The organism is Polaromonas sp. P1_F8, from assembly GCF_056405635.1.
In genome coordinates this window covers 1,332,596-1,343,436 of sequence record NZ_JBFUBS010000001.1, presented here as the reverse complement: position 1 = coordinate 1,343,436, position 10,841 = coordinate 1,332,596, and the positions used below count along the sequence as shown (strand labels likewise).

At 61.7% G+C, this 10,841-nt stretch carries 10 protein-coding genes; 4 read left to right on the top strand and 6 right to left on the bottom strand.

Translation table 11 applies throughout. The annotated features are described in order from the left end of the window. Positions 1 to 36: 36 nt before the first annotated feature. Positions 37 to 762 (bottom strand): hypothetical protein, encoded by a 726-nt coding sequence (locus AC1D1J_RS06360; RefSeq protein ID WP_477694172.1) that lies wholly within the window; start codon positions 760 to 762, stop codon positions 37 to 39. Positions 763 to 995: 233 nt separating this feature from the next. On the opposite strand from AC1D1J_RS06360, the gene AC1D1J_RS06355 reads away from it, so the two are divergent. From AC1D1J_RS06355 to AC1D1J_RS06345, 3 genes are all read left to right on the top strand, one after another. Further along, entirely contained in the window at positions 996 to 2,345 is a 1,350-nt protein-coding gene (locus AC1D1J_RS06355; RefSeq protein WP_477694171.1) for an NAD(P)/FAD-dependent oxidoreductase, read from the top strand. A gap of 254 nt (positions 2,346 to 2,599) precedes the next feature. Continuing rightward, the gene (locus tag AC1D1J_RS06350; RefSeq protein ID WP_477694170.1) at positions 2,600 to 5,032 is read left to right on the top strand and encodes a UvrD-helicase domain-containing protein; all 2,433 of its coding nucleotides are present in this window, start codon (positions 2,600 to 2,602) and stop codon (positions 5,030 to 5,032) included. A 49-nt stretch (positions 5,033 to 5,081) separates the two neighbouring features. Beyond that, on the top strand, positions 5,082 to 5,483 hold the full coding sequence (locus tag AC1D1J_RS06345) for a hypothetical protein (RefSeq protein ID WP_477694169.1): 402 nt from the start codon (positions 5,082 to 5,084) through the stop codon (positions 5,481 to 5,483). Here the strand turns inward: AC1D1J_RS06345 and AC1D1J_RS06340 are convergent. Beyond that, positions 5,476 to 6,633 carry an ABC transporter substrate-binding protein gene (locus tag AC1D1J_RS06340; protein ID WP_477694168.1) on the bottom strand — a complete coding sequence of 386 codons (1,158 nt, stop codon included), beginning with the start codon at positions 6,631 to 6,633 and terminating at the stop codon, positions 5,476 to 5,478. The genes AC1D1J_RS06345 and AC1D1J_RS06340 overlap by 8 nt on opposite strands. A 185-nt stretch (positions 6,634 to 6,818) precedes the next feature. Here AC1D1J_RS06340 and AC1D1J_RS06335 point away from each other — a divergent pair, with 185 nt between their 5' ends. Beyond that, positions 6,819 to 7,655: an IclR family transcriptional regulator gene (locus AC1D1J_RS06335; RefSeq protein WP_477694167.1), complete on the top strand. Its 837-nt coding sequence runs from the start codon at positions 6,819 to 6,821 to the stop codon at positions 7,653 to 7,655. A gap of 21 nt (positions 7,656 to 7,676) precedes the next feature. Here AC1D1J_RS06335 and AC1D1J_RS06330 read toward each other — a convergent pair whose 3' ends face one another. The 4 genes from AC1D1J_RS06330 to AC1D1J_RS06315 form a co-directional block, all read right to left on the bottom strand. Further along, positions 7,677 to 8,396 carry a FecR family protein gene (locus tag AC1D1J_RS06330; protein ID WP_457279991.1) on the bottom strand — a complete coding sequence of 240 codons (720 nt, stop codon included), beginning with the start codon at positions 8,394 to 8,396 and terminating at the stop codon, positions 7,677 to 7,679. Beyond that, positions 8,393 to 9,229, bottom strand: a complete 837-nt coding sequence (locus AC1D1J_RS06325; protein ID WP_477694166.1) for a BPSS1780 family membrane protein — start codon at positions 9,227 to 9,229, stop codon at positions 8,393 to 8,395. Before AC1D1J_RS06325 ends, AC1D1J_RS06330 begins: the two co-directional genes overlap by 4 nt. A 137-nt stretch (positions 9,230 to 9,366) precedes the next feature. Beyond that, a complete protein-coding gene (locus AC1D1J_RS06320; protein ID WP_477694165.1) occupies positions 9,367 to 10,317 on the bottom strand; it encodes a homoserine kinase in 951 nt (316 codons plus the stop codon). 50 nt (positions 10,318 to 10,367) lie between these two features. Beyond that, entirely contained in the window at positions 10,368 to 10,715 is a 348-nt protein-coding gene (locus AC1D1J_RS06315) for a hypothetical protein (protein ID WP_457279994.1), read from the bottom strand. Positions 10,716 to 10,841: the final 126 nt, after the last annotated feature.

Here is a 10,841-nt window from a genome sequence, read left to right as displayed (position 1 = left end):
ACGCAACACAAAGGGGTTAAATGGCGCGAAATATTTTCAAGGCACGCAGCGCGACTGCGCCGCGGCCACCACCAGGCCTTTTTCGTTTTCCACCCAGCCCACCACGCGCATCCGGTCCGGGTTGGCGCCCTCCGCAATGCTCATGGAGCGTGCATCAAAGAACCGTTTTTGCTCTGTTTTTGATAGCTGCTTGCGCCCGTCCCAATTGGTCTGGAGCACGTTTCGAATCAAATTCCGCTCGACCGGGGAGCCCTCGGTGCCGGCCGGCAAGGTTTCGACCAGGGCAAGCCAGGCTGTCCATTGGCGGCCCTTTGCGGCGGCCGGGACGGGCTTGAGCTCGATGGATGCGCCCAGATAGCCGCTCAGCGGCAGGCCATGCGCCACACGCAGGGTGCCACCCCTGATGGTTTTGACGGGCGAGGTGTTGGCCAGGCTCTGCGCGGGGACAGGCTGGCGCAGCGCCTCCAGCCGTTGCAATCCTTCGCTTGCGGCGACGGCGGACAGTGGTGCGTCGCTGCCCTTGTCGCCAGGAACCACCCAATCCAGCGCAACCTGGCCGGCCGCGGCCTTCGGAGTGGCCGGGTCGGCCCAGCAGGTGTCGCAGTTGGCGTTGATAAAACGCTCAAGCAGCATCACCGGCCGTCCCTGGCCGTCGCTGGAGCAGGACGACTGCGCACGCGCCATGCCGGCAAACCCGAGACCCGCCGCCAGAAAGCAGGCCGCCAGCCAAGCCGGCCCTGATCGGCCCAAACCTGTAGTCATGAAAACCCCAAATACGGCTATGTTCGCAGAAGCTGCAGCCGGGCGGGGATTTACGGGTTTCCCGTCCGCAGCCCGGCGTATACCCGGCGGGTGCAGAAGAAACTGAACCATACAATTTCAAAAGAGGCAATGTTGAACCCGCGGCGCGAGCGGTGTTACCCTGCGCGCAGTCTTTCACAATTGCAGCGGCGTGCCTGACGAGCCGTTGCGCGAACCCATAGCCAATGCCTGCCATGAACGAAATCCCCGCTTCAGCTCCTGCCTCCACCTGTGACGTACTGATTGTGGGCGGCGGCCCGGCCGGCTCCACCATTGCTGCACTGCTGGCTGCCCAGGGGCGCGACGTGGTGCTGCTCGAAAAAGCGCACCACCCGCGATTCCACATCGGTGAATCGCTGCTCCCGGCCAATGTCGAGCTTTTCGAACGCCTGGGGGTGCGCGACCAGGTTGACCGCATCGGCATGCCCAAATGGGGCATTGAGTTTGTTTCGCCCGAACACGCGCACTGCAGCTACATCGAATTCGCCGACGCCTGGGACAAATCGATGCCTTCGGCCTGGCAGGTGCGGCGCTCCGACCTGGACGAACTGCTGTTTCGCAACGCGGCGACGCGTGGGGCAAAAACGCTCGAGGGCTGCACCGTGCGCGATGTGGTGTTTGACGCGGAAGGCGCCACCGTGCAGGCGGAGCTGGACGACGGCGCGAAGCGCAGCTGGCGGGCCCGTTTTGTAGTGGACGCCTCTGGGCGAGACACGCTGCTGGCGAACAAGCTGCGCTCCAAAGCCAAGAGCAAGGAGCACAACAGTACGGCGCTGTTTGGCCATTTCACAAACGTCGAGCGGCTGCAGGGCAAGCGCGAAGGCAACATCAGCATCTGCTGGTTTCCCCACGGCTGGTTCTGGTTTATCCCGCTGGCTGACGGCACCACCAGCGTCGGCGCGGTGTGCTGGCCGTATTACCTGAAGTCGCGCGAAAAGCCGCTGCGCGAATTCTTCATGGACACCATCGCCCTGGCACCGGAGCTGAAACGGCGCCTTGCCAATGCCACGCTGGTCGATGACGCGGTGCACGCCACCGGGAATTTTTCGTACAGCAGCACCCACGCCACCGGCGATCGCTACCTGATGCTGGGCGATGCATTCACCTTCATCGACCCGATGTTCTCGTCAGGCGTTTACCTCGCGATGCACAGCGCTTTTGACGGCGCTGAACTGGTGGCAACGGCGCTTGACCAGCCGGCCGACCTGCCCGCTGTGCGCAAAAGCTTCGAAGCCATGATGCGCAAGGGACCCAGGGAGTATTCGTGGTTTATCTACCGCGTGACCAACCCGACCATCCGGCACATGTTCATGCACCCGGCCAACCCGCTGCGCGTCAAGGAAGCCCTGCTGTCACTGCTGGCGGGCGACATTTTCGGTAAGACGCCGTTCTGGGGACGGCTGCGCATGTTCAAGGCGATCTATTACGGTATTTCGCTGGCGAATTTCCGCCGTACCTGGGACGGCTGGAAGCGCCACCGCATGGCCATCCGCGACGTGGGAGCGCTCAAGGGTGAGACCATCCTGAAGACGGACGGCAGCTAGAGCCCCCACGGTCGCTCACTGCGTGTAGCCCCGAGGCCTTGCAGGCCGCGGCTCGCTAGAAGCTTCACCTCTGTCGCCTGTCCAAAGCTGCTCAAGCAGCTTTGGAGCCGCAGGCTCCAGCCCCTCGGGGGCGCTGCGCCTGCGGGCTGGCAAAGCTAGACCCGCGGCCCCGGCTGGTGAAGAGAAATTTGCCCCGGGCGTACGGGGAGTATCCCGGCACCGTGCCGGTGCCGTTGATCTTTCTACAATGGGGGATGTTCCCAGAAGCCTCCAGCTCCCCTCTCCTGCAAAACCTCAATCCGGAGCAACTCGCAGCGGTCACGCTGCCCAACACGCATGCGCTGATTCTGGCCGGCGCCGGGTCCGGCAAGACCCGGGTGCTGACGACACGCATCGCCTGGCTGCTGCAAACCGGCCAGGTGTCGCCAGGCGGCATTCTGGCGGTGACGTTCACCAACAAGGCCGCCAAGGAAATGATGGCGCGGCTGTCGGCCATGCTGCCGGTGAATGTGCGCGGCATGTGGATAGGCACCTTCCACGGCCTGTGCAACCGGTTTTTGCGCGCGCACTACAAGCTGGCCAACTTGCCGCAAAGTTTTCAGATCCTCGATACGCAGGACCAGCTCTCGGCCATCAAGCGACTGTGCAAGCAGTTCAATGTGGACGACGAACGTTTTCCTCCCAAGCAGCTGATGTGGTTTATTGCCGGCAACAAGGAAGACGGCTTGCGTGCCAAAGACGTGCAAGTGCGCGACGAAGAAGGCCGCAAGAAGGTCGAAATTTATGCCCTGTATGAAGAGCAGTGCCAGCGCGAAGGCGTGGTGGATTTCGGTGAACTCATGCTGCGCAGCTATGAACTGCTGCGCGACAACGCCCCCGTGCGCGAGCACTACCAGCGGCGCTTTCGCCACATCCTGATCGACGAGTTTCAGGACACCAACAAGCTGCAGTACGCGTGGATCAAGATGCTGGCAGGGCAGGGGCCCGATGCGACCCAGGGCGCGGACGCCATGCCGGGCGGCTCGGTGGTGGCGGTGGGCGACGACGACCAGAGCATTTACGCTTTTCGCGGCGCGCGCGTGGGCAACATGGCCGACTTTGTGCGTGAGTTCGAAGTGACACACCAGATCAAGCTCGAGCGCAACTACCGCAGCTTCGGCAACATTCTCGATTCTGCCAACGAGCTGATCAGCCACAACAGCAAACGCCTGGGCAAAAACCTGCGTACCGAAGCGGGGCCGGGCGAGCCGGTACGTGTGTACGAATCAACCAGTGATTTTGCCGAGGCCCAGTGGTTTGTGGATGAAGTGAAGCAACTGGTACGTGACGGCACCGAGCGCAAGGAGATCGCGCTGCTGTACCGCAGCAACGCACAAAGCCGGGTGATGGAGACAGCGCTCTTCAATGCCGGTGTGCCCTACCGCGTCTACGGCGGCCTGCGCTTTTTCGAGCGCGCTGAAATCAAGCATGCGCTGGCCTACCTGCGCCTGCTGGAGAACCCGCACGACGACACGAGCTTTATGCGTGTCGTCAATTTTCCGCCGCGCGGGATTGGCGCGCGCAGCATTGAGCAGCTGCAGGATATTTCGCGTGCGGCCGGCTGTTCGCTGTACGACGGCGTGAGCGCCGTGCCGGGCAAGGCCGGTGCGAACCTCGGCGCCTTTGCCGCCAAAATCCAGGTGCTGAGCGAGCAGACCACAGGGCTGACGTTGCGGGAGATCATTGAACTGGTGCTGCAGCACAGCGGCCTGGAAGAACACTACAAAACCGAAAAAGAAGGCCAGGACCGGCTGGAGAATCTGGCCGAACTGGTCAATGCAGCAGAGTCTTTCGTCAGCCAGGAAGGCTTTGGCCGCGATGCGGTGGCGCTGCCGGTTGACGAGCTGGGCGCTCGCCTCACGCAGTCGCCGGCCAGCCAGGGGTTGGACCCGTCCGCGCCGCTCGTCAGCGAGCCTTTGCCCGAGGCCCTGGCGCCCGACACCGAGACCGGCGAAACGCTGTCGCCCCTGGCGGCCTTCCTCACGCACGCCGCGCTGGAGTCTGGCGACAACCAGGCCCAGGCCGGGCAGGATGCGGTGCAGCTCATGACCGTGCATTCGTCCAAGGGGCTGGAGTTTGACTGCGTGTTCATCACCGGTCTGGAGGACGGCATCTTTCCGCACGAGAACTCCATGAGCGACCGCGACGGCCTGGAAGAAGAACGCCGCCTGATGTATGTCGCGATCACGCGCGCGCGCAAGCGCCTTTATCTCAGCCATTCGCAGACGCGCATGCTGCATGGCCAGACGCGCTACAACCTCAAGAGCCGGTTTTTTGACGAGCTGCCCGAAGCCGCGCTCAAATGGATCACGCCGAAGAACCAGGGTTTTGCCTCGGGCATGGGTTCCGGCGGATGGGCTGGTGCTAGCAATTCAGGAGCTGGTGGCGCCCGTGGGGATTGGGCCAGTGGCGTTTTCTCTTCAAAAACTGGCGGCGCAGAGCGTTTTGCCAACCCACCGGTGCCGCCTCAGAAGAGTGCGCCTTCGCATGGGCTCAAAAGCGGCATGGAAGTGTTCCATGCCAAGTTCGGCGAAGGAAAAGTGCTGATGCTGGAGGGCAGCGGCGACGATGCCCGGGCGCAGATCAACTTCACGCGGCACGGCGTGAAGTGGCTGGCCCTGAGCGTGGCCAAACTGACGGTGGTGTAGTTGCCGCGCTGCTGGCGGCATTTTGTTGAATTCAAACTGACGGGAAAAAATGACAGAGACAAATTCCGAAACCGGAATCGAGACCGGAAAAAATGAAGGCACTGAAAACCCTGAAAGCCCGTCAGCGATTTACGTTCCGCACCAGGAATTCCGCACCGGCCTGCCGCACGGCCGGTTCCGCGTGATCGTGAATCCGGAGCGTGCGCAAAAATACGTCAAGCACCGGCTCTTTGTGGTCGGCATTTCCTTGCCCCTCCTGGGCATCGGTGTGGTGCTTTCCATGTACGGCTACCTCTGGGTGGGCCTGCCGATGGTCGTTGTCGGCGTGTTGATGCACAGGGTTATCAAGGCCCATGCGCCCAGGATTCTGCTGCACCTGGCGCTGAGCGACGCCAAGACCTACGAGGAAGCGATGGAGTACGAGATCCTGGAAGTGCGCCGCGCTACTTGAGCAACCTGCCGTCGCGGCCGATCACGGTGACTTCAACAAACTTCGAGCCGACGCGGTTCTCCGGCGAAAAGCTTACCTTGAAACCTCCTGCGTCATAGCTGTTCATCTTCTCCAGCTGGGTGATGATTTTCTGGCGCGTTGGGTCGGCGCCGCTGCGGCGCATGGCTTCAACAAGAATCTTGGCTGCAATGAAGGACTCCATGCTGGCATAGGAGACCACCTTGTCCGGCTGGTATTTGGCCATCAGGGTCTGGAACTCGCGGGCCACCGGTGCCAGGGTGGAATAAGGGTAGGGCATGACCTGGGAAATGCCGATGCCGCGGGCGTTGTCCTCCCCGGCATTCTTCAGCAGTTCCTTGAAATTCACCACCGAGATACTGAACAGGCGAGCCTTGCTGCCTTGCGCCCGCATCTTCTTGATGAAAGCGGCGGAGGCACGGTTGACTGAAACCATGATGATGGCGTCCGGATTGGCCGGGGTGATGGCCGCGACCGCTGCATCAACTTCCTCGGGCTTGGTGCGGTCGTAGTTACCCGTGGCCACGGCCGTCATGCCAAGTTTTTTCAGTGCACTTTCCGCACCTGCCAGGCCGCTTTTGCCGAAGGGGTCGTCCTGGTACATCACCGCGAAGCGGCGCAGGCCAATGGTGTGCAGGTGTTCCACCATGCGGGCAGTTTCGTCGGCGTAGCTGGCCCGGATGTGAAAAATCAGGGGGTTGACCGGGTCACGCAAATCCTGAGCGCCCGTGTAAGGTGCCAGCAGGGCGATGCCCGCTTCCTCAAGCACCTTGTTCTTGTTCAGGGCCAGCACGTTGCCGGTTCCGACAAAACCAAACAGGGCCAAAGGCTTTTCCTCGGCCAGCAGTTGGCGCGTCAGGGCAAGGGTCTGTTCCGGCTTGTAGCTGTCGTCCTTGAGGGCGACGCGAATCTTGCGGCCATAAATACCGCCGTTGTCGTTGATATAGGCGAAATATGCTGCGCCGCCGGCCACGTATTCGTTACCGGTTCCGGCGATGGTGCCTGTCAGCGGCGCCACCTGACCTATCACCAGATCTTCGCGTCCCGGCGCTGCGTGCCCGGAAAGGACAACCGCCAGCAGGGCGGTAAAGCCCAAGGCTTTGACCATGAGATGAATTTTTTTGTTTTCCATCAGTCTTCCTGGTTAATTAAGATTACTTACTTGTTCTGCATTGCAGAACTGTTTGCTTGATTATTCATTCAAATTGTGAAACATTAAGATACATTTTTACTAGTGGATTTCCCTTGAGTGAGATGTCCGATGCTGCCTGGGTGCCACAATCGCTGGACTTTTTATTCCGCAATGCAGAACTAGCAATGTCTCAATCTCCTGTTCCCAACAGGTCGGCCCCCGGAACGGTCAGCCCCGTTCATGCCAAGGAGGATCGGCACTTTGTGACGGCATTGGCACGCGGCCTGGATGTGCTCAGTGCTTTTCGCTCGCGAGACCGGTCCTTGGGCAACACGGAACTGGCACGCCGCTGCGGCCTGCCCAAGTCAACGATTTCGCGTTTGACCTATACGCTGACCAAGCACGGCTACCTGGAGCATGCGCAGGACGCCAGCGGTCGCGCCGGTTATCGCCTGGGTAGTGCGGTACTGGCGCTGGGCAGCGCCATGCTGGCGCGCATGGACATGCGGCAGCTCGCCAGGCCGCTGATGCAGGATCTCGCCGACAGTTCGCAGGCCATGGTGTCGTTGGGGATACGCGATCGCCTGAGCATGATTTATGTGGAAAACTGCCGCAGCGAATCTGCACTCACGCTCAGCCTGGACGTAGGTTCGCGCATTCCACTGGCCAGCACTGCGATGGGGCGAGCCTACCTGTGCGGCTGTTCGGATAAGGAGCGTGAAACCCTGCTTGAGCGTATTCGGGTCCAGGACGAGGAAGCGTGGCCTAAAACCCGCGAGGTGATGGCGCTGGCGCTGGCACATTACCGCGATCACGGCTGCTGCGCCTCTTTTGGTGATTGGCAGAAGGACGTTAACGCTATCGCTGCTGCATTCCGGCCACCGGGTAGACGCTCCGTCATGGTGGTGAGCTGCGGTGGCCCGGGGTTCAATCTTTCGCCGCATTTCCTGATGACGCAGGTGCAGCCGCAACTGGTGGCATTGGTCAGGCGGCTGCAAGACGCATCCGGCGATGCCCTGTAGGCAGCGCTGGCGCGGCCGGAATCAGTAGGTCATTTTTCCGCTACCGTCCTTGATGCCTTTCCTGCCTGCAATTTGCCAGGAGGTCCGCTGATCGATCAGGCCGGCGAGGAATTCCAGTTCCTCGTCACTGTGATTGATCGCGTTGGCGGGGGTGAGGCGGCGGCCGTTTTTGGGCTCCACTTCGCCCCAGAATGACTGGTGGTAACTTGACTGTGACACGGTCTTTTCCCCGTTCGACTCCATGTCAACCGTACCATAGCAGTTGCAGAAATAGCTGCGGTTGCCCTGGTCGGCGAAGACCTCGGCATAGACGCCCGTGCCGCGTATGCCGGCCGTCAGCGTGGGCAGGACAATGGCGCGGCTGCTGCCCTTGCCCCAGACGCTGACCACGGCGCCCGTGAGCAGGCGCAGCAGGCTCACGGTACTGAGCGAGCTGCCGCGTTCCACCTTCATCATGGAGTTCTCACGCACCTGGAATGCCGAGTTGCCGATGACAAACATCAGGTTGGAACCCGGGCCGGTCTGGATCTGGTCACCGGTGAGGATGGTTTGGCCGGTCTGCAGCCGGTTGCCGTTGAGCAGGGCATCGCCCCTCAGCTCGACGATATTGCTTCGCTGCTGGGCCATGGCTGCAGGCAAACCTCCCATCGCTACCCAGGCGGCTGCTGCCTTGAGCGTGTCACGCCGTTGAAACCACAAAATTTCCTGTTCGGTACGGCCTTGCAGCTGGTGCTGGGTCATGAAGAATCTCCTGGGGTAGCGGGGTCGTTGTTGGTGTTTTCCGGGTTATTGGCGCCGTCCGGCGAGTCACCGGGTAGCGTGGCCACGAAGCTATCACGAAACGTGAAGTAAATCGAGGTGGAAAACATGGCTGCGATGAGCAAGCCCAGGGGCATCATTGCCGCGGCCATGAATTCAGCGCTGCCTGTCAGGCCGGCAAGCACGCTCAGCACGATGACCATGCCCATGGATACGCCGAGCCAGCCCAGCCCGAACATCAGGAAGGCCCCCGCGTTGCGAACGCAGGCGACAACGCTGAAAAAGAGGCTTTTGACCGGAGAAATGCCGTGCCAGTGGACCAGGGCGGGTGCGTGCCAGAACAGCAGCAACACGGGCAGATAAAGCAGCAGGGACACCGACATGTTCTTTGCCATGGCCAGCTGGAACTGCGGCGTCATCATCGCCTCGCGGCTCGCGTCGGCGGCAACAGGGGGGTCCACCAGCATCGGTACGATCCAGTTGATCAGCACGCAGAACGCCGTATAGATCGCGCCAAGGACAAGCATCGCGCCCAAACGCTCGCGTCCCGCGCGAAAAGCGCTGAGAAGCACCGTGGGCATGGGAAATTTTCCCTTCACGGCTTCCTGTGTGGCGGCCATCAGGCCCAGCATGGCAGCGGGAACAATCATCAGCGCCAGGATCAGTCCGAAAAACGGCAGCAAGGAAAGCACTGTGACTGCGGCCAGGTACAGGAAAAACAGGCCCGACATGGCCAGGGGCTGCTGCATGAAAGTCTTGATGCCCAACCTGACCCAGGTTATGCCGGTGCTTGCGGGAACAATATTAAGTTTCATGGTCTTCAGCGGGAAATGGGGCCGGACGAGACCGGGATATTGCAGGAGGGCAGTTTGCCTGAAAGCAGCGACGCTTGGCGCTGGCCCTCAAACGGGCCTTTGGCCAAAGGGCAATCAAGCCTGCGGGATGGCTTTGGCTAGAGGACGTAAGGGTGTGTGAGCCGCTCGCGCAGGACACGCTCGAAATGGCTGGGGTCGTGCGGCTTGAGCACTGCAGCTTCACGGGGCAAATGCAAGTCCCACAGCCGCGACAGCCAAAAGCGCAGGGCTCCGGCGCGCTGCATGGCAGGCAGGAGCCTGTGCTCCTGCGCCGTCAGGCGCCGCACGCTTTCGTAAGCCCTCATGAAGGCCGCCGAACGGGCTTCGTCCTGTACGCCGGTTTCCAGGTCTATGCACCAGTCGTTGAGGCACACACCAATGTCAAACAGGAAGGTGTCGCAGCCGGCGAAGTAAAAATCAAAAAAACCGGTGAGCCGGCCGTCTTCGAACATCACGTTGTCGCGAAAGAGGTCGGCGTGTATGGCGCCGCGCGGCAGGCTGCCAAAGGCGGATGAAGCCGCTACATGGTTCTGGTAGGCCAGCTCGCCCAGAATAAGGCTGCGCTGTTCGGGTGTCATGTAGGGCAGCACGACCGGAACGGTCTCGTTCCACCAGGCCAGGCCCCGCAGGTTGGGCTGGCGCCGCGGGTATTCGAGGCCTGCGAGGTGCATGCGCGCCAGTGTTTCCCCGACACCGGCGCAGTGGCCGGCTGTGGGGGCCAGTTCACTGTGGCCGCGCAGCTTGTTGACGACGGAGGCCGGTTTGTCTTTCAGGCGGTGAAGAATGCTCCCTTTGGGGTCGGCTGCGGGATCAGGCACCGGAATGCCGTGTGCCGCCAGGTGCTTCATCAGGTGCAGGTAAAACGGCAGTTGCTCGAATGTCAGGCGCTCGAACAGGGTCAGCACATACTGGCCCCTGTCGGTGTCCACAAAGTAATTGGTGTTTTCGATGCCGCCTGCGGCACCTTTGATAGTTTGCAGCTGCCCCAGATTCAGGGCGTTCAAGAACGCTGCAGCCTCGTCAAACGAGACTTCGGTATAGACGGCCATGCCTGAAACTGGATCCTGGAGTTCTTGGAGTACGTGGGAGCTGCGAAAAATCAGAACTTCAGCACGTTCCAGACGCGTGAGCCGTTGGTGTCGTTGTTGGTCGACGCGGGGGCGGTGCCCCGGGCGCCTTCTGCGGGCTTGATTTCGTAAGCCGCACCGCCGACTTTGGGCTGGACCAGGATTTGCTGCGTTTCGCCGCCCACACGGAGTTCGTCGATCCGGCTGCCCGCGTCTTCAGTGCGAATGCGCTGGATTGCCTTGTCCGGCCGGCCTGCAGGCGCCGGGGCCTCCGCGGTCACGGGCGGCACTGCGTTTTGTGCAGGCGCTTGAGCCATGGCCGCAGCCAGCGGCAGCACCGCAAACGCGGCGGCAAGAAGAGGGCGGAAAGCGTGGTTCATGCCTGCATTGTAGGCCGCAGGGCCCGGCCGACAAGCCCGGCATGTCGTAATAAGGGGGCTGCGGCTGTAGGCGGAAAGCTTCCCCGCAGGCCAGCACTGGGCGCTATCGGCGCCGCGGGCGGCTGC

What these genes read in the sequence shown, in the direction of transcription:
- AC1D1J_RS06360 (WP_477694172.1), bottom strand. Translation starts at nt 762, where the DNA reads ATGACTACAGGTTTGGGCCGATCAGGGCCGGCTTGGCTGGCGGCCTGC.
- AC1D1J_RS06350 (WP_477694170.1), top strand. Translation starts at nt 2,600, where the DNA reads ATGTTCCCAGAAGCCTCCAGCTCCCCTCTCCTGCAAAACCTCAATCCG.
- AC1D1J_RS06345 (WP_477694169.1), top strand. Translation starts at nt 5,082, where the DNA reads ATGACAGAGACAAATTCCGAAACCGGAATCGAGACCGGAAAAAATGAA.
- AC1D1J_RS06325 (WP_477694166.1), bottom strand. Translation starts at nt 9,229, where the DNA reads ATGAAACTTAATATTGTTCCCGCAAGCACCGGCATAACCTGGGTCAGG.
- AC1D1J_RS06315 (WP_457279994.1), bottom strand. Translation starts at nt 10,715, where the DNA reads ATGAACCACGCTTTCCGCCCTCTTCTTGCCGCCGCGTTTGCGGTGCTG.
- AC1D1J_RS06340 (WP_477694168.1), bottom strand. Translation starts at nt 6,633, where the DNA reads ATGGAAAACAAAAAAATTCATCTCATGGTCAAAGCCTTGGGCTTTACC.
- AC1D1J_RS06335 (WP_477694167.1), top strand. Translation starts at nt 6,819, where the DNA reads ATGTCTCAATCTCCTGTTCCCAACAGGTCGGCCCCCGGAACGGTCAGC.
- AC1D1J_RS06330 (WP_457279991.1), bottom strand. Translation starts at nt 8,396, where the DNA reads ATGACCCAGCACCAGCTGCAAGGCCGTACCGAACAGGAAATTTTGTGG.
- AC1D1J_RS06355 (WP_477694171.1), top strand. Translation starts at nt 996, where the DNA reads ATGAACGAAATCCCCGCTTCAGCTCCTGCCTCCACCTGTGACGTACTG.
- AC1D1J_RS06320 (WP_477694165.1), bottom strand. Translation starts at nt 10,317, where the DNA reads ATGGCCGTCTATACCGAAGTCTCGTTTGACGAGGCTGCAGCGTTCTTG.